This is a genomic window from Enterobacter cloacae complex sp. XAL002 (genome assembly GCF_049236805.1).
Classification (GTDB): domain Bacteria; phylum Pseudomonadota; class Gammaproteobacteria; order Enterobacterales; family Enterobacteriaceae; genus Enterobacter; species Enterobacter intestinihominis.
Map to the genome: position 1 here is coordinate 34,652 of NZ_JBMKJN010000014.1, position 20,444 is coordinate 55,095.

22 protein-coding genes and 1 pseudogene are annotated in these 20,444 nt (G+C 58.3%); 7 read left to right on the top strand and 16 right to left on the bottom strand.

Annotated elements, in window-relative coordinates; all coding sequences use genetic code 11:
- Positions 1–6: 6 nt before the first annotated feature.
- The 12 genes from ACOT0L_RS14740 to ACOT0L_RS14795 all read right to left on the bottom strand — a co-directional run bounded on the left by ACOT0L_RS14740 (position 7) and on the right by ACOT0L_RS14795 (position 9,568).
- On the bottom strand, positions 7–777 hold the full coding sequence (locus ACOT0L_RS14740) for an aspartate dehydrogenase (RefSeq protein WP_023295404.1): 771 nt from the start codon (positions 775–777) through the stop codon (positions 7–9).
- A 9-nt stretch (positions 778–786) separates the two neighbouring features.
- Entirely contained in the window at positions 787–1,581 is a 795-nt protein-coding gene (locus ACOT0L_RS14745) for an SDR family oxidoreductase (protein ID WP_126503457.1), read from the bottom strand.
- Complete coding sequence (locus tag ACOT0L_RS14750; RefSeq protein WP_126503459.1) at positions 1,565–2,335, bottom strand: alpha/beta fold hydrolase; 771 nt, start codon at positions 2,333–2,335, stop codon at positions 1,565–1,567. The genes ACOT0L_RS14745 and ACOT0L_RS14750 overlap by 17 nt, the downstream gene beginning before the upstream one ends.
- 9 nt (positions 2,336–2,344) lie before the next feature.
- Complete coding sequence (locus ACOT0L_RS14755) at positions 2,345–2,875, bottom strand: cupin domain-containing protein (RefSeq protein WP_022649339.1); 531 nt, start codon at positions 2,873–2,875, stop codon at positions 2,345–2,347.
- 10 nt (positions 2,876–2,885) lie between these two features.
- Positions 2,886–4,142 (bottom strand): MFS transporter, encoded by a 1,257-nt coding sequence (locus tag ACOT0L_RS14760; RefSeq protein WP_022649340.1) that lies wholly within the window; start codon positions 4,140–4,142, stop codon positions 2,886–2,888.
- Between the two features lie 25 nt (positions 4,143–4,167).
- Positions 4,168–5,355 (bottom strand): NAD(P)/FAD-dependent oxidoreductase, encoded by a 1,188-nt coding sequence (locus tag ACOT0L_RS14765; RefSeq protein ID WP_126503461.1) that lies wholly within the window; start codon positions 5,353–5,355, stop codon positions 4,168–4,170.
- The gene (locus ACOT0L_RS14770; protein ID WP_063137629.1) at positions 5,352–6,278 is read right to left on the bottom strand and encodes a VOC family protein; all 927 of its coding nucleotides are present in this window, start codon (positions 6,276–6,278) and stop codon (positions 5,352–5,354) included. Before ACOT0L_RS14770 ends, ACOT0L_RS14765 begins: the two co-directional genes overlap by 4 nt.
- Positions 6,279–6,356: 78 nt before the next feature.
- On the bottom strand, positions 6,357–7,145 hold the full coding sequence (locus tag ACOT0L_RS14775) for an IclR family transcriptional regulator (RefSeq protein WP_126503501.1): 789 nt from the start codon (positions 7,143–7,145) through the stop codon (positions 6,357–6,359).
- A 12-nt stretch (positions 7,146–7,157) separates the two neighbouring features.
- Entirely contained in the window at positions 7,158–7,907 is a 750-nt protein-coding gene (locus ACOT0L_RS14780; protein ID WP_023298564.1) for an SDR family oxidoreductase, read from the bottom strand.
- Complete coding sequence (locus tag ACOT0L_RS14785; RefSeq protein WP_003860047.1) at positions 7,907–8,929, bottom strand: aromatic ring-hydroxylating oxygenase subunit alpha; 1,023 nt, start codon at positions 8,927–8,929, stop codon at positions 7,907–7,909. The genes ACOT0L_RS14780 and ACOT0L_RS14785 overlap by 1 nt, the downstream gene beginning before the upstream one ends.
- Positions 8,930–8,939: 10 nt before the next feature.
- On the bottom strand, positions 8,940–9,248 hold the full coding sequence (locus ACOT0L_RS14790; RefSeq protein ID WP_126503463.1) for a recombinase-like helix-turn-helix domain-containing protein: 309 nt from the start codon (positions 9,246–9,248) through the stop codon (positions 8,940–8,942).
- A complete protein-coding gene (locus ACOT0L_RS14795; RefSeq protein ID WP_108367933.1) occupies positions 9,245–9,568 on the bottom strand; it encodes a Rieske (2Fe-2S) protein in 324 nt (107 codons plus the stop codon). Before ACOT0L_RS14795 ends, ACOT0L_RS14790 begins: the two co-directional genes overlap by 4 nt.
- Before the next feature lie 415 nt (positions 9,569–9,983).
- On the opposite strand from ACOT0L_RS14795, the pseudogene ACOT0L_RS14800 reads away from it, so the two are divergent.
- Positions 9,984–10,316, top strand: a pseudogene (locus ACOT0L_RS14800) (MFS transporter); the annotation flags it as partial.
- Between the two features lie 76 nt (positions 10,317–10,392).
- Here ACOT0L_RS14800 and speB read toward each other — a convergent pair.
- From speB to ACOT0L_RS14820, 4 genes are all read right to left on the bottom strand, one after another.
- Positions 10,393–11,313, bottom strand: coding sequence for an agmatinase (speB, locus tag ACOT0L_RS14805; protein WP_017382921.1), 921 nt, complete (start codon positions 11,311–11,313; stop codon positions 10,393–10,395).
- Positions 11,314–11,526: 213 nt separating this feature from the next.
- Complete coding sequence (speA, locus tag ACOT0L_RS14810; protein WP_022649348.1) at positions 11,527–13,503, bottom strand: biosynthetic arginine decarboxylase; 1,977 nt, start codon at positions 13,501–13,503, stop codon at positions 11,527–11,529.
- An 8-nt stretch (positions 13,504–13,511) separates the two neighbouring features.
- Complete coding sequence (gene yqgB, locus ACOT0L_RS14815; protein WP_057979949.1) at positions 13,512–13,643, bottom strand: acid stress response protein YqgB; 132 nt, start codon at positions 13,641–13,643, stop codon at positions 13,512–13,514.
- A 94-nt stretch (positions 13,644–13,737) separates the two neighbouring features.
- Positions 13,738–13,878, bottom strand: a complete 141-nt coding sequence (locus tag ACOT0L_RS14820; RefSeq protein ID WP_418251239.1) for a hypothetical protein — start codon at positions 13,876–13,878, stop codon at positions 13,738–13,740.
- A 425-nt stretch (positions 13,879–14,303) separates the two neighbouring features.
- Here ACOT0L_RS14820 and metK point away from each other — a divergent pair, with 425 nt between their 5' ends.
- The 6 genes from metK (at position 14,304) to gshB (ending at position 20,392) form a co-directional block, all read left to right on the top strand.
- Positions 14,304–15,458, top strand: a complete 1,155-nt coding sequence (gene metK / locus ACOT0L_RS14825) for a methionine adenosyltransferase (RefSeq protein ID WP_022649349.1) — start codon at positions 14,304–14,306, stop codon at positions 15,456–15,458.
- 416 nt (positions 15,459–15,874) lie between these two features.
- Positions 15,875–17,272, top strand: a complete 1,398-nt coding sequence (galP, locus tag ACOT0L_RS14830; RefSeq protein ID WP_023306911.1) for a galactose/proton symporter — start codon at positions 15,875–15,877, stop codon at positions 17,270–17,272.
- A gap of 58 nt (positions 17,273–17,330) precedes the next feature.
- Entirely contained in the window at positions 17,331–17,828 is a 498-nt protein-coding gene (locus ACOT0L_RS14835; RefSeq protein WP_032621896.1) for a SprT family zinc-dependent metalloprotease, read from the top strand.
- 94 nt (positions 17,829–17,922) lie between these two features.
- Positions 17,923–18,630 carry a deoxyribonuclease I gene (endA, locus tag ACOT0L_RS14840; RefSeq protein ID WP_022649352.1) on the top strand — a complete coding sequence of 236 codons (708 nt, stop codon included), beginning with the start codon at positions 17,923–17,925 and terminating at the stop codon, positions 18,628–18,630.
- Positions 18,631–18,681: 51 nt separating this feature from the next.
- Positions 18,682–19,413, top strand: coding sequence for a 16S rRNA (uracil(1498)-N(3))-methyltransferase (rsmE, locus tag ACOT0L_RS14845; RefSeq protein WP_126503465.1), 732 nt, complete (start codon positions 18,682–18,684; stop codon positions 19,411–19,413).
- 31 nt (positions 19,414–19,444) lie between these two features.
- On the top strand, positions 19,445–20,392 hold the full coding sequence (gene gshB / locus ACOT0L_RS14850; protein ID WP_003860032.1) for a glutathione synthase: 948 nt from the start codon (positions 19,445–19,447) through the stop codon (positions 20,390–20,392).
- Positions 20,393–20,444: the final 52 nt, after the last annotated feature.

Sequence of the window (20,444 nt, forward strand, 5' to 3'; positions counted from 1 at the left end):
CACTCCTCAGCTCAGGGCCAGCTCGCGGCAGGCGCGCACCGCGCTCAGTGCCGCCAGGGTGGAGGTTTTAGGGTTAGACGCCAGCGGCAGCCCGCTCAGCTCCAGATGGAACTCGCCGAATAATCCTTCGACATGCAGCGTGTGGGTGTTACGTTTCGTTGCCGGGTCAACCATCAGCTGCACGCGGGTGTCATCCATCCCGACGCCGCCGAGCGCCACGGTCGCCGCTACGTTGGCGTTCGCCGGGAACAGCCGCGCCGCCTCGCGGGCGCTGCCTTCAAAAAAGACCTTTGCCTCTGACACCGCATTCAGATCGATAAGCTGCTCGGCATAGCTGCCGCGCCAGCTGGCCGGGCTTTTGCGCGACTGATAGGTGACGCGCTCAAGCCCACCCTCTTTCGCTGCCGCCAGCCCGTCGATACCGGCCACTGCACCGGAAAGCAGAGTCAGTTTTCCGCCCGCCGCGAGCAGACGCTGCTCCAGCGCGCTGTCCGCCAGCGCGCCGGTGGAAATGACGGCCAGATGCCAGCCGCGACGCAGGATCTCTTCCCCGTACTGGGCCACCGCCTGCTGGCTGGCGCATTCCAGCACCAGATCCGGCGTTTGCGCGCACGCCATCGGCGACGTCAGCGCCTCGACCGCATCGCCAAACTGGTCGTGAATGGCGGCATGGTGAGATGCGCGCGCCACGATCCAGCCGATAGCCACACCGGCGGGCAGGCGCTCAATCACCGCCTGCGCCATGGCACCAAAACCAATCAACATTACCTTTTTCATGATGCGTCCTTACAGATGGCGACAGAAGCCGCCGGAAACGTCCAGCGCGGCGCCGGTGGTAAACGAGGCCAGCGGCGAGGCGAGGAACAGCAGCGCCTGCGCGGGCTCCTGCGGCCTGCCGAGGCGCGCCATTGGAATGCCGCGCTTGCGCGCGATATCCGCCGTCCACTCCGGCCAGCTCTGGCTTTTGTCCGCCCGGTTTTCAAAGCGGCGCTGCCACTGGCCGGACTCCACCATGCCGAGCAAAATGGAATTGACGCGAATGCCTTTACCCACCAGCTCTTTCGAGAGCGTCAGCGTCATGTTCAGCAGCGCGGCACGAGCAGCGGAGGTAGCGATCATGTGCTCCTCCGGCTGTAGCGCCAGCAGGGAGTTGACGCAGGTAACAGAGGCAATGTCTGACTGCTCCAGCAGCGGCTGAAACGCCTGCACCGGATTGATGACGCCAAACAGCTTCAGCTCTGCCTCGTGCAGCCACGCCTCGCGCGGGGTGTCATGGAAGTGCGCCACGTAGCCCTGCCCGGCGTTGTTGATCAGCAGGTCCGCCGCGCCAAAGCGCGCCTGCACCGCATCCGCAAAGGCCTGAACCTCGTCGGCGTTCAGCACGTCGCAGCGGTAAGAAAAAATCTCCCCGTGGGGGAATTCTTTTTGCAGCGTCGCATGGGCGCTGGCGAGCCGATCCGGGTCACGGCCGCAGAAGGCGACTTTCGCCCCTTCACCCAGCAGCAGGCGCAGCGTTTCAAAGCCAATGCCAGAAGAACCGCCGGTGACTACCGCTACGCGCCCGTCAATTTGTGCATTCATCGCGCACCTCTTCGTTAATGCGTAAAAGCTGTTGGTTGAAAAACACTTCGTTATCGAGATAGCTGGCGTGCCCGGCCTGCGGAATGGCGGTAAACGGCATGCCGTAGCGCAGCGCCAGCCCCTGCACCAGTTCGGGCTGCGTTATCGCGTCCTGCTCGCCGCACCAGACTTCAAACGTGCCGGAGTATCGTTTAAGCCAGCCGTGAATGTCGTCATTCGCCAGCATCCACGCGGCGGCAAGGTAGCCTTCCGGGCGCAGCGTGCGCATGCCCGCCGCGACGGTGGCGATATCTTCCGCGCGCGCGCCGGGGCGCAGCAGCTTCGCGGCACGGGTCTGGGCGAGGATTTCGCCGCCCAACGCCATCTGCTGCTCGCGGTTGCGCCAGACCTGCTCCCGCTGCTCCGGCGCGGCATTGCCGTAGCCCTGCGCAGCGTCGGCCAGTACAAGATGAATGACGCGATCCGGGAACTTCGCCGCAAAGGCACTTGCGACCAGTGCCCCCAGGGAATGGCCCACCAGCACCGCCTGCCAGACACCGGCGCGGTCGAGCATCGCCGCCAGCGCGTCGGCGTAATCCCCCGCGTTTGCCCGCGCGACGGCCAGCATCGGGCTTTCGCCATAACCGGGCATGTCCCACGCCAGCACGCGAAAACCGTTCAGCGCCATCTGCTTGTGCCAGGACGCAGCGCCAGAGCTGATCCCGTGTAGCAGCATCAGCGGAATGCCGCTTCCCTGTTCACGAAAACCCGTCATGGCGCCCCCTTAGTTCCGCTTCACTTTCGAGAGCGGATGGTCGGACGGATAGGTCGGGATTTCCGGCTTGTTGGTTCCCAGCATGACGCACATCAGCGCCTCTTCTTCCCCGTGGTTAAACAGGCCGCGATAGATGCCCGGCGGGACGGAGATCAGGTCACGCTCGCGCAGCACGGTTTCGGTGTAGTTGTCGCCGTCCTGGATCATCAGCGTGATCTGCCCCTTGAGCATGAAGAACACCTCTTCCACGTCGTCGTGCAGGTGCAGCGGCCCTTCGCACTTCGACGGCAGTACCATGGTGGAGAAGGTAAAATGGTCCGCCTGCACGGTATTGGTGTCGTTCGCCACGCCGGTTGCGCCGGTGCCGATGTAGCGCATCTGCGCCCGGCGGTATTTCGGGTCAAAATCGGCCTGGAACTTCAGCGCGTTCCAGTCGTATTTACGGCCTTCGAAGCGCGCGATGCGCGACTCGACCCACTCTTCCATCGTCAGATGGTCAGGTTTGATGCCCGTTTTGTGGGTTACGGTTGAATCAGTCATGACACTCTCCTCAGTAACGTCTCAGCAGCGGCAGTAACAGGACGCAGCCCACCGCCGCCATCACCGCCAGAAAAATCAGCCCGGAATCCATGCTGTGGGTGAAGGCGATAAGCGCGCCCATCACCGCCGGCGACAGCGCGCCTGCAAAGTTTCCCAGCCCGTTGAAAATGCCGCCCGCCGTGGCGCTCACCCGGGGATGGGTGGCCTTCGCCAGCAGGGCGAAAATGTTGGGCGCGCCGGTGCCCCACATAAAGGTGCTGAAGCTCATCGCCGCGATGACGGCGAGCGGGGTATCGAGGTGCATCACCGCCGCCAGCCCCACCGCCGCCCCCGCCATCGAGATAAAGCAGGCCGCCGCGCGCTTATCGACCCTGTCCGAGAGCCACGCGCCAATCACTTCCCCCGCCAGCATGGCGATGAACGGCATCGACGACAGCCAGCCTGCATGCTCAAGGTGAATGCCTTTGCCTTTGATCAGGTAGCCCGGCAGCCAGCCGTTGATGCCCCACAGGTAGGTCAGGAACGCGATGTTAAAGATGCAGATGATCCAGAAGTGCGGGCTGACGAACAGCTCGCGCCGCGCCGCGCGCCGCTCGTCCTGAGACGCCTGCGAGGTGCCGGGTTTAGCCTCCAGACGTATCCCGCGCAGGCCGATGCGTACAAAGATAAGCACCGGCACGGTAAGCATGGCCATGACAAAGAAGGTGCTCTGCCAGCCGAAGGTGTTCAGCAGCCAGAGGGAGAGCGGGAAGCCAATTGCCGCCCCTACCGGTGTGCCCAGCAGCCACAGCATGGTGGCGCGCGCCTGTAAATGCTGCGGGAAGTTGTGGCGCACGATGGCGAAAGCCAGCGGGAACAGCGGCCCTTCCGCCACGCCCAGCAGGATGCGCAGGACGATCATCAGCGTGTAGTTATGGGTAAAGCCCATCGCCACCATCAGCACGCACCACACAGCCATCATCCCGGTGAGCAGGCGCAGCGGCGCGATTTTGTCGCCTAAACCGCTCAAAAATACCGACGAAAAGCCGTAGCTCAGCAGGAAGGCGCTCATCAATATGCCGAGGCGCGTGGTGTCGAAATCAATGCCCATCGCCTGCTGGAAATGGGTATCCGAAAAGAGCGCCGCGATGCTGATTTTGTCGAAAAACGCCAGCAGCACGCAGGCCAGCAGCGACAACGGGATGGCCCAGCGCACCGCTTTTTCGGGCGTGCGGGTCCCCTCACCGCTCGCCTCAACCGGCGCGGTGTTCGTCTCTAGTGTGGTCATCTCTCCCCCTACGGGTGCGGGTTAGCTATCGCAGTGACATCAGTGAAAATGTCGGGTCGGCAAGCGGTACGTTCGACAGATCCCGCCCCGCCGCCATCCAGCGCTTCGCCAGCTTGACGGTGCGCGCATCGTTGAACGCCACCAGCTGCGTCAGCCGCCCGTTTTCATCCAGCGAGAAGAACAGCGCATCTTCACGCACTATCGTTTTACTCTCCGGCTGCGGAATACCGAGGATCTGAATATTGTGCTGATATTGATCCGACCACAGCCACGGCGCGTCGTCATAACCTGGCGCATCGCGGTTGAGCATCGCTTTCGCCGTCGCCACCGCCTGATTCTGGGCGAAGGCCCAGGACTGGATGCACAGGCCGTAGTGATGGTGCTGGGCCACATCGCCAGCGGCAAAGATGAATGGATCCGAGGTGCATCCCTGGGCATCCACCACAATCCCGCGCCCGGTTTTCAGCCCCGCATCAAGCGCCAGCTCCAGATTGAGATCGACGCCGATCCCGACCACGACCGTATCAAAGGTTTCACGGTTGCCGTCGCAGTGGATGACCGGCAGGCCATTATCGTCCTCCAGCTCCAGCGCGCCGCAGCCGGTACGGATCGCCACCCCCTGCTCGCGGTGGATGGCCTCCAGGCGCTGGGACACCTCGCTGCTCACCGAGCGCATGCACAGCGCAGGCTGCTGCTCGAACAGGGTGACCGCCACGCCGCTTTTCCGCGCGGAAGCGGCAATCTCAAGGCCAATCCAGCCGCCGCCGATAATCGCCAGTTTGTTACTTTCCGCCAGACGCGCCTTCAGACGCTGCGCGTCCTGCCAGTGGCGCAGGGTATAAACCTGCGGATGGCTGGCCCACGCCTGCGAAGGCAGGCGCGCCCGCCCGCCGGTAGCGATTAAAAGGATGTTGTAACTAAGACGTTCGCCGTTGCTTAAACGCACGATTTTCTCTTCACGATCGACTGATTCAGCACGCAGCGGGCGGTACCAGATCAGGTTCAGTGCCTGCTGCGCTTCTTCGCTAAACAGCCGCGGAAGCGCGGAGTCCGGCTCCAGCAGAGACGCTTTTGACAGCGGCGGCCGCTCGTAGAAATCCCATTCCTCTTCCGCCACCACGCAAATCTCGCCGTCGAAGCCCTCGTCACGCAGGGTTTTCGCCGCCCAGCCGCCCGCCTGGCCGCCGCCGATAATGACAATGCGCGATGTCATACCGCCTCCGGCTTTTTCTGCTGACGGCGCGTGTCGTGGTCAATCCCGCCCTCCACCGCCCATTCGGTAAAGGAGACCAGGGAATGCTCCAGCTCGCGCGGCTGCCAGTTTTCGGTCAGGTAGTCGTCGTTGGTGTAATACTCAAACGCGCCGCCGGTCGGGCTGTTGACGTACCAGAAGTACGCCGACGACACCGGATGACGGCCCGGCCCGATAAAGGTGCTCCAGTCATGTTTATTCATCGCGATACCGCCGCCGATCACCTCGTGGATGTCGCGCACGGTGAAGGCCACGTGGTTAAGGCCGCGCTTGCGGTTCGGCAGTTGCAGCAGGAACAGGTTGTGATGGCCGCCACGCGCCCCGCAGCGCAGGAACACGGCGCGGTTGATATAGCGATCCGAGACCTGGAAGCCGAGCACCTCGCGGTAGAATTTCTCCACTGCCGCCAGCTCTTCCACGAAGAACACCACATGCCCCACGTTGATCGGCTGGGCGCGATCGTAAACCGGGCTGGGCGTGTCGATACGGCGGGCGTCGCCCCACTGGTTTATTGGCTCGACGTTAAGCTCCACGTCGGTCTGCTGGGTCACCTGCACGCGCAGCGTCATGCCGTTCGGATCCAGGCATTCCAGCGCGTCGCCCACTTCACGAAAACCTGGCTGTTGCGCCAGCTTCGGGCGCAGCGCGTCCAGCTCAGACTGTCTGGCAACCGCCCAGGTCATGCGGCGCAGAGTGTTGCCCGCTTCAAACGCGGGCGGCAGGTCGGGGCTGTCGATCGGGTTAAGCTCCACGCGCGCGCCGCTCAGGGTGGTGAAACGCTGGCCGCTGGCATCGCCCGTCAGGCCAAAATCACGCATAAATTTGGCGCAGTGCGTCAGATCTTCCACACCAAATTCCAGCTTTTCAATTCCGGTTATACTCATCGTTCGTTGCCTCATCTGGCCCAGATTGGGCGTAAAACATGCCCGACGCAGTCAAGCGCCTGACGTTAACTCACTGATTTAACAGGCCTGTGACAGATACCCTAAGAAGCCAGAAATTTTATCCGCCGCAAGGCGAACCTCGTTTTGCAGGCGCTCGCGGTCGCTCAGTGGGATCTCCTCCGACGGCACCAGAATGCTGACCACCGCCGCCACGCGGCCGCTTCGGTCATACACCGGGTAGACGATGGAAGAGATGCCGTGGCGGAAGAAGGATTCGCCAATGACATACCCGCGGGCTTTGTCCTGCTGCACCATCTGCCACAGGGCTTCGCGGTCGTGAAGCTGCCCCGGCGTGTTGCCCGGCAGGCGCTCATGCGGGAACAGCTGTTCGAAATCAGCGCGGGAAATATCGGTCAACAGCATGCGGCCCAGCGAGGTGCAGTGCACCGGCAGACGGGTACCAATGCTGACCTGGTTGATACGCGACCCGGCGGCGCTGACGCGGGCGATATAGATAATGTCGCGCCCGTCGCGGATCGCCAGATGGCTGCTGCACTGGCTCACGTCGCGCAATTGCTCGATCACCGGCTGGCCGACCTGCGCCACGTCCAGCGAGGCGATGTACTCAAAGCCAAGACGCAGCACGTTCATGCCCAGCGAAAAGGTATTGGTGCGCGTGTTGCGCTCCAGAAATCCCATGTACTCCAGCGTCTGTACCACGCGATAGGCGGTGGCCTTCGGCATATCCACCAGCCGATGCAGTTCGGCAAAGGTCAGATCGCGATGCTGCTCGCCAAAGGCCAACAGCAGCTGTAAACCGCGCTCCAGCCCCGGCACCAGATACTTCACTTCCTGATCGTTTGCCATCATCGCCCTACCTTAGTTAAAGACAAAACCGCCGTTGACCGGGATCAGCTGTCCGGTGATGAACCGCGACAGATCGCTTAACAGCCAGACCACGCTGCCGGTGACGTCTTCCGGCTGCTGTGCCCCGGTTAACGCGCGGCCGTTTTCGTAGAGTTGATGCCGTTCGGCGGGGACATATTCCGTCGCCTCGACGCGGGTTAGCCCCGGCGCGATGGCGTTAATGCGTATACGCTTTTCACCCAGTTCGCGCGCCATTGAGCGGGTCATGGCAATCACGGCGCCCTTGCTGGCGACGTAGGCCATCAGGCGCGGCGCGCCCCACAGTGCGGTGTCGGACGCGACGTTCACGATGCCCGCCCCCTCGCGCAGCAGCGGCACCGCGGCGCGCGTCACCAGCCAGGTGCCTTTGACATTGACGCTCATCACCCGATCCCAGAGATCCGGATCGTAATCGAGCATATTTTTGCCGCCGACGCCCGTCGCCATCGCCGCGTTGTTCACCAGACCGTCAATCTGCCCCTGCTCGCCAATCGCGCTGAACACCTGCTCAATGGACTGCGGATCGGCCAGATCGATAACGTGCGATTCGATCGCATAGCCTTGCTCACACAGCCGGTGGGCGCTCTCGGCCAGCTCGCCTTTGAGGATGTCGCACATCACCACCGCCGCGCCCTGCTCCGCGCAGGTTTTGGCAAAGTGAAAGCCCAGCCCGCGCGCGGCGCCGGTTATGACGATGCGCTTACCGCTCAGCAGCCCGTTCATCAGGCGGCCCCCTGCTGTGCTTCACGCATCGCCAGCTGCTCTTTGGCGGCCTTTTGCATCATGCGACGCAGGCGCGAGAGGCCAACATCGTGCTGATACAGGTATTCATGATCGCGGGCGTTTGGCGCCAGGCTCTCCAGCACCACGCGGTCCTGCTCCAGCACTTCCCAGTGCAGTTTTTCCAGCCGGTTGCGGTACATGAAGCGCCACATATCGCGCTGCCAGCCCTGCACGCGGCGGATGCGCCAGAAGAAGACGCGGCAGTTGTCGTTATCTTCCGGCACCACCATGCCGACGATAAAGAAGTGGCCGCCCGGCCCGAAACGCTTCTTGTACGGAATGGAGAGACGCATCCAGCAGGTGCCGCTGTTGCCCAGCTCCACCCAGTCGAAGTTGACGCCGCTCTGCCCTTTCTTCTCAAAGATAAAGCCGGTTTTGGTCGGCTGGAGCACCATGTCGGCCTTGCGATCCCCTTCCGCCATCGAGTGCGAGGAGGAGTGCAGATAGGTGCCGTGCATCGGGTCCATCACGTTTTCCAGCGCGTACTGGTAATTGCATTTCCACGCGGCGGTGCAGAGGAAGTTGCTGAAGCTGTCCGTGTCGGCGAGTTCATCCGGGAAGGTCAGTTCGTCCGGCTGCTGATCCGCGGTGACGCCAAACCAGAGGAAGATGGCGCCGTGCGCCTCCTGCACGTTATAGCTGCGCACGCACTGCTGGCCGACCAGCGGACATTTATCCACAGCGGGCACGTCTTTCACCTCGCCGTTGCCCGCCACCTCTACGCCGTGATACCAGCAGGCGATGCGGTCGCCGAGGTTCCAGCCCATCGACAGGCGCGCGCCGCGGTGCGGACAGCGGTCCTCCAGCGCCTGCACCTGGCCGTCTTTGTTGCGCCAGACCACAATCTGCTCGCCCAGGCGGGTGATGCCCACCGGCGCAGACTGCACTTCCCAGCTCGCCAGCACCGGATACCAGAGGCCGCGCAGGCCTTTATCCAGATAGTGTTGTACGGTCGTCGTCATCGCGTTGTCCTCAGTAGCCGTTAACCTGTAAGAATGCCTGGAAGCTGGCCTCGCGCCACGGCTCACCCTGCTGGTCATGCATGCGCACCGCGTTCAGCCCGTTCACCAGTTCCGGTAGCGTTTCAACGCCCTGTTCGAAGAGATCTTCCAGCGTGGCAATCAGGTTCACCTCCCAGCTTTCCGGCTCGCGGCTGCGGGTCTGCCAGATCAGATTCTGGTACTCGCCCGGCTTGTGAATGGCGCCATTACCGCCCTCTGCCGGCGGGGTAAACTGGCGGCTTTCCGGCAGCGCCGGGTTGTAGTTCAGCGTGTCGCTCATGCCACGATCTCCTCAACAAAGGTAATCTGAATCTGGTTTTCAAAGACCCGAACCGGGTAACGGTTGAGGTTGCGTCCTCCGGGGCCGTGCAGACACTGGCCGGTTTTGACGTCGAACACCGCCTCGTGCAGCGGGCATTCCACCTTGCCGTCTTCTACGAAGCCCTGACTCAGCAGGGCATAGGCGTGGGGGCATACGTCTTCCAGCGCGTAATATTCACCATCGATCAGGTAAACGCCGATCTCTTTCCCGTCGACGTTGCCGCTAAAAGGGAAATCTTCCTGTACTTGTTCTGCGTCACATACGCCTATCCAGCTCATCACGATCCTCCAGGCTTTTGTTTCATATATGAAACTCTGTTTCTTATTTAATACGGTCAATATAAAAGCGATGAATGTTTCGTCAAGCGACAATGTGACGAATTTGTTAATCGATCGGCAATTAATTAACTAAGTGTGCAAGGGATCACGAAAAAATGCAGCGATATGAAATTTTCATTATTACAGCGTGAGAAATACGTTTTTTTAATGGTCTCTTATTTTGAATAAAAGATATTGACTTCCTTTCTTTTTACTCTTTAAAAATAAATTAACGTCACCTCTTTCGCGTTTCACCGGTGAAACTGATTTTTAATTTATCTTTAATAAACAATGAGTTTCACAGGTGAATCATTTTAGCTCCGTGACAATCACATTGATAAAAAATATAAGTTACAAAAAACGTAAGGCGGACATGATGACGGCAAGATGGCAAGGCACGATTGCGCTTTTATTACTCATTATTATTTCGTACGTCGATCGGGTAAATATCTCGGTAATGATTTTAAACTCGGAATTTGCCGAACATTTTCAGTTAAATGAAAACAGAATGTTATAGGGTCTACTCATGACCTGCTTTCTTCTGGGTTATGGTTTTTCCGCTCTATTATTAACGCCGGTTATTGAAAGCAAACTTCATTATCGGCAGGGATTATTAAGCAGCATTGCGATTTGGGCCGCGGTCTGCGCGGTTTCGCCTTTGTTAGGCTCGCTGACGGGAATGGTCATCGCCCGCGAAATAACCGGGGTTTGTCTACACCTTCACGCTGGCCTGGGGAATGTTGCTGCTGCGCATGCACCACGCAGCAGCAATCAGCGCGTAAGGCTTATTCGCCTTTTTTCGCCGCCTGGATGTAGAGCATTTCCAGCGCCAGGGTCGCCGCGGCCAGCGCGGTGATCTCGGACTGGTCATAGGCCGGAGCCACTTCCACCACGTCCATCCCGACAATGTTCAGATCCTTCAGGCCGCGCACCAGCTTGATGGCGCGGTCTGAGGTCAGGCCGCCGATCACCGGCGTACCGGTGCCCGGCGCAAATGCCGGATCCAGGCAGTCAATGTCGAAGGTCAGGTAGACAGGCATATCGCCGACGATCTGCTTAACCTGAGCCAGAATATCGTCCACGCCGCGATCGTTCACCTGGCCCGCGTCGAGTACGGTGAAGCCGTTGTCTTTGTCGAACTCGGTGCGGATGCCGATCTGCACGGAGTGGTTCGGATCGATCAGGCCTTCTTTCGGCGCGGTGTAGAACATGGTGCCGTGGTCGAATTCGCAGCCGTTCGCGTAGGTGTCGGTATGCGCGTCAAAGTGCACCAGCGCCATTTTACCGAAGTGCTTCGCGTGGGCGCGCAGCAGCGGCAGGGTCACGAAGTGGTCACCGCCGAAGGAGAGCATGCGTTTACCGGCCGCCAGCAGCTTCTCGGCGTGCGCCTGCAATTTTTCGCTCATTTCGCGCGCGTCACCGAAGGCGTACACCAGATCACCGCAGTCCACCACGTTCAGGCGCTCGCGCATGTCGAAGTTCCACGGGAAGCGGTTGTGCTCCCAGGCCAGGTTGGTGGAAACCTGACGGATTGCCGCCGGGCCATGACGTCCACCCGCACGACCGGACGTTGCCATGTCGAACGGTACGCCGGTGATCACCCAGTCAGCATCGCTGTCGTAAGGCTGGAAGTTCATCGGAAGGCGTAAAAAACCAAACGCGTTAGATACCAGAGAGTTATCGTACTGATGACCTAAAGTGCTCATGTCCTGACCTCTTATAAAGTCGATACATTAAAACAGATGAAAAAAAATCCCCTCCGCGTCGTTAAACCCGACGAGGAAGGGATTGATTCGTAAATCGCATAGTGGGGCGAATTATCGCCGTTAATTCATACGGGTTCAAGTGAGTATAGGGCATTGTGCGGCCTTTGCCCCTCACCCTAACCCTCTCCCCAGAGGGGAGAGGGAATAAAAAGCTTATTCGTCTTCCAGGTAGGTGTAACCGTACAGACCCGCTTCAAACTCTTCCAGGAACTGCTGCTGCAAGGCATCGTCCAGACCGGTGTTTTTGACCTGATCGCGGAACTGGGTGAGCAGTTTTTTCGGATCCAGCTGAACGTATTCGAGCATATCCGCCACGGTGTCCCCTTCGTCGGACAGCTCAACCTCCACGCTGCCGTCAGGGAAGACAAACACGTCAACCGCTTCGGTATCACCGAACAGGTTGTGCATGTTGCCGAGGATCTCCTGATACGCGCCCACCATAAAGAAGCCCAGCATTGGCGGGTTCTCCGGATCGTACTCCGGCATTGGCATGGTCGTTGCGATACCGTCACCGTCGACGTAGTGGTCAATCGCGCCGTCGGAGTCACAGGTAATGTCCAGCAGCACCGCGCGGCGTTCAGGCGCATGATTCAACCCTTCCAGCGGCAGAACCGGGAACAGCTGGTCGATACCCCAGGCATCCGGCATCGACTGGAACAGGGAGAAGTTGACGTACATTTTGTCCGCCATACGTTCCTGCAACTCGTCGATAATCGGACGGTGTGCGCGGTTGCTCGGATCGAGCTGCTTCTGCACTTCATGGCACATGTTCAGATAGAGCTGCTCCGCCCACGCGCGTTCCTGCAGGCTAAAGGTGCCTGAAGAATAACCGACGTGAATGTCGTGCAGATCCATCTGGCTGTCGTGCAGCCATTCGCGCAGAGAACGACGCGTGCCCGGCTCGTGCATCTCCTGCCAGGTTTCCCACATGCTTTGCAGGGAACGTGGGGCATCGTCTGCCGGAGGCGTGGCTTCAGTGATTTCGCTGCGCTCAACGCCGATGATGTTAGAGACCAGCACCGTATGGTGCGCAGTGACCGCGCGGCCGGATTCGGTGATCACCGTCGGGTGCGGCAGGCCGTGCTCTTCGCAGGCATCGCCAATCGCCCAGATAATGTTGTTGGCGTATTCGTTCAGGCCGTAGTTGACCGAGCAGTCAGACTGCGAGCGTGTCCCTTCGTAATCCACGCCCAGGCCACCGCCCACGTCAAAGCACTGAATATTTACGCCAAGCTTGTGCAGCTCAACGTAGAAACGTGCCGATTCACGCACGCCGGTGGCAATGTCGCGAATGTTGGCCATCTGCGAGCCAAGGTGGAAGTGCAGCAGCTGAATGCTGTCCAGACGACCGCGCTCGCGCAGAATTTCCACCAGCTGAAGCACCTGGTTCGCCGCGAGGCCGAACTTGGATTTTTCACCGCCGGAAGACTGCCATTTACCGGAACCCTGCGACGCCAGTCGCGCACGCACGCCAAGGCGTGGGATCACGTTCAGACGCTCGGCCTCTTCCAGCACGATCGCGATTTCGGTCATCTTCTCGATCACCAGATAGACCTTGTGGCCCATCTTCTCGCCAATCAGCGCCAGACGAATGTATTCGCGGTCTTTATAGCCGTTACAGACGATCACCGACCGGGTCATGCCCGCGTGCGCCAGAACCGCCATCAGCTCCGCTTTGGAGCCAGCTTCCAGGCCCAGCGGTTCGCCGGAGTGGATCAGGGACTCAATCACGCGACGGTGCTGGTTTACCTTGATCGGGTAAACGAGGAAATAGTCGCCGTTATAACCATACGATTCCCGCGCGCGTTTGAACGCGGCGTTAATAGAACGCAGGCGATGTTGCAGGATCTGCGGGAAGCAGAACAGTGCAGGCAAGCGCTGACCCTGGGCTTCACGGGCTTTCACCAGCTTAGCGAGATCCACGCGCGCTTCCGGGACGTCCGGATCCGGGCAGACACTGATGTGGCCCAGCTCGTTAACGTCGTAGTAGTTATTGCCCCACCAGGCAATATTGTAAGTGCGCAGCATCTTGCTGGCTTCCTGGGAGCTCATCGCAACCTCCTGCATAGAACGTAGTACACCCTGTTCGCCTGCTGACGAAGGCGAAAGCGAAGACATGTCGTCAGACATAGCGAACCTCAACTCTTTGTATTAAGTGTAAAACAGTTGACTACTATCGCAGCGTTATACGGCGATAACAACCCATTAACGGCTCCATTTCCCAGCAGAGTATGCTGAAATCCAGACCGTGCGACCGGTTTCTTATTCATATCATTGTAAAACACGTATCCGAACTCTGTATGACAAGGTTCGGCGAAACCACGAGAAAACTCCTGTATTAACAAGAGCGCCCTTGTTCAGTTTTCACAAAGCGTGACCGGCTCTGGAATCCTGAGAAGCACCGAGATGGGTATAACATCGGCAGGTGTTTAGACCAGAAGTGCGGGTGGGAATCAAATGCGCGCCAGAACGACTGCGCTGAATGAGCGGAAAACAATGGTTCATTATCTCGTATCACCTCCACGGCCGCCTCTGCTGAAACGGACCACAAGCCAAAGCTAAAAGTTCACTGCTTAACCCGGCTGGAAGTGGCGACACGATGTGTTCATCGAGCGCTTAATTTATATGAGCCGCGCGCCGCGTTTTATACCGAGAAGGTCGCTAAAAAGCAAAACAAAAATGCGCAGGTTGCCAGCGCCGTCAGGAAAAATTTCCAGCCGTGTTTTCAACGCAGTGAGAGGTGAGTCAAAAAAAACTGGAAATCGGGTGAAGAAGTGACCTAAAATAGACGTCCAGATGTTAATCCATCCATACCGATTAACACTCAGACTGCCAGTGTCAAAATCCTGCAGGCCTTGGTAGAATTATCTCCTTTGGCTATTCCACACAGCAGTTCGAGCTAACCAAATTCCTTTTAGGTGAAATAAAACATGGCAAAACACCTGTTTACGTCCGAGTCCGTATCAGAAGGACATCCTGATAAAATTGCTGACCAAATCTCCGATGCGGTGCTGGATGCGATCCTCGCGCAGGATCCAAAGGCGCGCGTAGCGTGTGAAACCTATGTCAAAACCGGCATGGTTCTGGTTGGCGGTGAGATCACCACCAGCGCATGGGTTGATATCGAAGAGATCACCCGTAACACGGTGCGTGAGATCGGTTATGTACATTCTGATATGGGCTTTGATGCCAACTCCTGCGCCGTACTGAGCGCTATCGGCAAACAGTCCCCGGACATCAACCAGGGCGTTGACCGTGCCGATCCGCTGGAACAGGGCGCGGGCGACCAGGGCCTGATGTTCGGCTACGCGACCAACGAAACCGACGTGCTGATGCCAGCGCCGGTGACTTACGCACACCGTCTGGTGCAGCGTCAGGCTGAAGTGCGTAAAAACGGCACCCTGCCGTGGCTGCGTCCGGATGCGAAAAGCCAGGTTACCTTCCAGTATGACGACGGGAAAATCGTCGGCATTGATGCCGTGGTTCTTTCCACGCAGCATGCTGAAGATATTGACCAGAAATCCCTGCAGGAAGCGGTGATGGAAGAGATCATCAAGCCGGTTCTGCCAACTGAATGGCTGAGCTCTGCGACCAAATTCTTCATCAACCCAACCGGACGCTTCGTTATCGGCGGCCCAATGGGTGACTGCGGTCTGACCGGTCGTAAAATCATCGTAGATACCTACGGCGGCATGGCGCGCCACGGTGGCGGCGCGTTCTCCGGTAAAGACCCGTCTAAAGTGGACCGTTCTGCGGCGTACGCTGCACGTTATGTGGCGAAAAACATCGTTGCTGCGGGCCTGGCTGACCGCTGTGAAATTCAGGTTTCCTACGCCATCGGCGTGGCTGAGCCAACCTCCATCATGGTGGAAACCTTCGGTACTGAAAAAGTGCCTTCTGAACAGCTGACCCTGCTGGTGCGTGAGTTCTTCGACCTGCGTCCATACGGTCTGATTCAGATGCTGGATCTGCTGCACCCAATCTACCAGGAAACCGCAGCGTACGGTCACTTTGGTCGCGAACATTTCCCTTGGGAAAAAACCGACAAAGCCGCCCTGCTGCGTGATGCTGCCGGTCTGAAATAATCGACTGCCAGCAGCTTAAACAGGCCAGCCTTTGTGCTGGCCTTTTTTATGTCGGGTGGCGGCTATGCCTTACCCGACCTACGGGTAGTGAATTTTGGTAGGCCGGGTAAGGCGCAGCCGCCACCCGGCAATGTTTGGAACCGTTTACACCTCACTCTCTATACCCCGCTTTCAGAATATTCTCTTTGCATGATCGCATTTCTTCTGCTGTTACATTCCCTTTCAGTTAAGTCTGAAATTTGTGCAAACGCGATGCATATCAATTAATTTACCTCTATATTTTCAAAGCTTTAATTATTTTTACGGTTACAAACTAGTGTAACCGATTACACCGTTGTGATTTGACTCACATATTTTTATGAGCCGCTCACCTACTCTTAATATCGTAAAAACTGATAACCCAACTGGAGGGCATAATGCCTGACAATAATAAACAGGGGCGTACGTCCAATAAGGCAATGACGTTCTTCGTCTGCTTCCTCGCCGCTCTGGCAGGATTACTCTTTGGCCTGGATATTGGCGTAATTGCCGGTGCATTACCTTTCATCACCGATGAGTTCCAGATTAGCGCACACACTCAGGAATGGGTGGTCAGCTCCATGATGTTCGGTGCCGCCGTCGGCGCGGTCGGCAGCGGCTGGCTCTCCTTTAAGCTCGGGCGTAAAAAGAGCCTGATGATCGGCGCGATCCTGTTCGTTGCCGGCTCACTGTTCTCTGCCGCTGCGCCTAATGTTGAAGTGCTGATCCTCTCCCGCGTGCTGCTCGGTCTGGCAGTGGGCGTGGCGTCTTATACTGCCCCGCTGTACCTGTCTGAAATCGCACCGGAAAAAATCCGCGGCAGCATGATTTCCATGTACCAGCTGATGATCACCATCGGTATTCTGGGGGCTTATCTTTCCGATACCGCCTTCAGCTACAGCGGCGCATGGCGCTGGATGCTGGGCGTCATCATCATTCCGGCCATTCTGCTGCTGATTGGTGTCTTCTTCCTGCCGGACAGCCCGCGCTGGTTCGCCGCCAAACGCCGCTTCCACGATGCCGAACGCGTGCTCTTACGCCTGCGTGATACCAGCGCCGAAGCCAAAAACGAGCTGGAAGAGATCCGCGAAAGCCTGAAGGTCAAACAGTCCGGCTGGGCGCTGTTCAAAGAGAACAGCAACTTCCGCCGCGCGGTGTTCCTCGGTGTGCTGTTACAGATCATGCAACAGTTCACCGGGATGAACGTCATCATGTATTACGCGCCGAAAATCTTCGAACTGGCGGGCTACACCAACACCACCGAACAGATGTGGGGCACCGTGATCGTCGGCCTGACCAACGTGCTGGCGACCTTTATCGCTATCGGTCTGGTGGACCGCTGGGGGCGTAAACCAACCCTGACGCTGGGCTTCCTGGTCATGGCCATCGGGATGGGCGTGCTGGGTACCATGATGCACATGGGCATTCACTCCCCAACGGCACAGTACTTCGCCGTGGCGATGCTGCTGATGTTTATTATTGGGTTTGCGATGAGCGCCGGTCCGCTGATTTGGGTACTGTGCTCTGAGATCCAGCCGCTGAAAGGGCGTGATTTTGGTATCACCTGCTCTACCGCAACCAACTGGATTGCCAACATGATCGTCGGCGCAACGTTCCTGACCATGCTCAATACCCTGGGTAATGCCAATACCTTCTGGGTCTACGCCGGTCTGAACCTGTTCTTTATTGTTCTCACGATCTGGCTGGTTCCTGAAACCAAACATGTTTCACTGGAACACATTGAACGTAACCTGATGAAAGGTCGTCCTCTGCGCGAAATCGGCGCACACGACTGATCCTCCTGCGGGAGGCGCCTCTTGCGCCTCCCCGCTTCCCGCTTTATGCTCTGCCCCTATGAAATCTCCCCGTCTCCCCATCGCCATTCAGCAAGCCGTTATGCGCAGCCTGCGGGAAAAACTCGCCCAGGCCAACCTGAAGCTCGGCCGCGATTATCCTGAACCGAAGCTGGTCTATCAGCAGCGTGGCACCGCGGCAGGCACCGCCTGGCTGGAATCGTATGAGATCCGCCTGAATCCGGTGTTGATGATGGAAAATCAGCAGGCGTTTATCGAAGAAGTGGTGCCGCACGAGCTGGCCCACCTTCTGGTGTGGAAACACTTTGGCCGCGTCGCGCCGCACGGCAAAGAGTGGAAATGGATGATGGAGGCGGTGCTCGGCGTTCCGGCTCGCCGCACCCACCAGTTCGAGCTGGAATCGGTACGCCGCAATACGTTTCCCTACCGCTGCCAGTGCCAGCAGCACCAGCTTACCGTCCGCCGTCACAACCGCGTGGTGCGCGGCGAGGCGACCTATCGCTGCGTAAAGTGCGGCGAACCACTGGTGGCGGAATAATCACTCGAACTTTCAGGAACTTTCCTGATCTGACTGATTGCATACGGGAACAACATTCGTTACGTTGCGGGCTCGTTTTGACACGGAGTGTAAGATGTCCCGTAATGTTTCTCTCGCAGTCGCTTTTCTGGCGACGGCGCTCTCCGGCCATGCTCTGGCCGACGGTATTCACAGTTTCTCACAGGCAAAAACCGCAGGCGTAAAGATTAACGCCGACGTACCGGGTGATTTCTACTGCGGCTGTAAAATTAACTGGCAGGGTAAGAAAGGGGTCGTGGATCTGGGATCCTGCGGCTATAAGGTGCGCAAGAACGAGAACCGCGCCAGCCGAATCGAATGGGAACACGTTGTTCCGGCCTGGCAGTTTGGCCACCAGCGCCAGTGCTGGCAGGACGGTGGACGTAAAAATTGCGCAAAAGATCCGGTCTACCGCCAGATGGAAAGCGATATGCACAACCTGCAACCCGCCGTGGGTGAAGTCAATGGCGACCGCGGAAACTTCATGTACAGCCAGTGGAACGGTGGCGAAGGCCAGTACGGTCAGTGCGCCATGAAGGTCGATTTCAAAGAGAAACTCGCCGAACCGCCTGCCCGCGCGCGCGGCAGCATCGCCCGCACTTACTTCTATATGCGCGACCGCTACGATCTCAACCTTTCCCGCCAGCAGACGCAGCTCTTCAATGCCTGGGACAAGCTCTACCCGGTGACGGACTGGGAATGCCAGCGCGACGAACGTATCGCCAAAGTCCAGGGGAATCACAACCCTTACGTCCAGCGGGCTTGCCAGGCGCAAAAGAGCTAACCTACACTACGGCAATTCGCTTATATCGCATGACACATGGAATTTCTGACTATGCGCATCCCTCGCATCTATCACCCTGAACTGATTACCCCAGGCGGCGAAATCGCCCTGTCTGATGATGCCGCAAACCACGTAGGCCGCGTGCTGCGCATGGGCGCAGGCCAGGCGATTCAGCTCTTTGACGGCTCTAATCAGATTTTTGACGCTGAAATTACGCGCGCCGATAAAAAAAGCGTGCACGTGAAGGTGCTGCGTGGCGACGTGGACAACCGGGAATCCCCGCTGCACATTCACCTTGGCCAGGTGATGTCGCGCGGGGAAAAGATGGAGTTCACCATTCAGAAATCCATTGAACTGGGTGTAAGCCTCATTACGCCACTTTTTTCTGAGCGCTGCGGCGTTAAACTGGATGCGGAACGTCTGAACAAAAAGATCCAGCAGTGGCAGAAAATTGCCATTGCAGCCTGTGAACAGAGTGGCCGCAACCGCATCCCGGAGATCCGCCCGGCGATGGATCTGGAGGACTGGTGTGCAGAAGAGGAAAGCGGGCTTAAGCTTAATCTTCATCCGCGCGCCAGCGCCAGCATCAATACGCTGCCGCTGCCCGTTGAGCGCGTACGCCTGCTGATTGGCCCGGAAGGCGGCCTGTCGGCTGACGAAATCGCCATGACGGCGCGTTACCAGTTTACTGATATTCTGTTGGGACCTCGCGTTCTGCGCACTGAGACAACGGCACTCACCGCCATTACCGCCCTACAGGTGCGATTTGGCGATCTGGGTTGAAGCAAAGCCTGACCCATAACCGGAGAAGAACATGATTAAGCTCGGCATCGTGATGGACCCCATCGCAAACATTAACATTAAGAAAGATTCCAGCTTCGCTATGCTGCTGGAAGCGCAGCGTCGCGGCTATGAACTCCACTATATGGAGATGAACGATCTGTACCTGATCAACGGTGAAGCCCGCGCACGTACCCGCATCGTTAACGTCGAGCAGAACTACGAAAAATGGTACGAATTCGGCACCGAGCAGGATATTGCCCTGGCCGACCTTAACGTCATCCTGATGCGTAAAGATCCGCCGTTCGACACCGAATACATTTACTCCACCTATATCCTTGAGCGTGCCGAAGAGAAAGGCACGCTGATCGTCAACAAGCCGCAGAGCCTGCGCGACTGCAACGAGAAGCTCTATACCGCATGGTTCTCTGACCTGACACCGGAAACGCTGGTCACCCGCAGCAAAACGCAGCTGAAAGAATTCTGGCAGAAGCACGGCGACATCATCATGAAGCCGCTGGACGGCATGGGCGGCGCATCGATCTTCCGCGTGAAAGAGGGCGACCCGAACATTGGCGTAATTGCCGAAACGCTGACCGAGCTGGGGACCCGCTACTGCATGGCGCAAAACTATCTGCCGGCCATTAAAGACGGCGACAAGCGTGTGCTGGTTGTAGACGGCGAGCCGGTGCCTTACTGCCTGGCGCGTATCCCGCAGGGTGGTGAAACCCGTGGCAACCTGGCGGCCGGAGGTCGTGGCGAACCGCGTCCGTTAAGCGAAAGCGACTGGGAAATTGCCCGCCGCGTCGGCCCTACGCTGAAAGCCAAAGGCCTGATCTTCGTTGGCCTCGATATCATCGGCGATCGTCTGACCGAAGTGAACGTCACCAGCCCGACCTGCATTCGTGAGATCGAAGCGGAATTCCCGATCTCGATCACCGGAATGCTGATGGACGCTATCGAAAAACGTTTACAGAAATAACCTGTGACAGCGCCTGTGTTTATCCCCATACTGGGCGCTGTCGCTTTTTAAA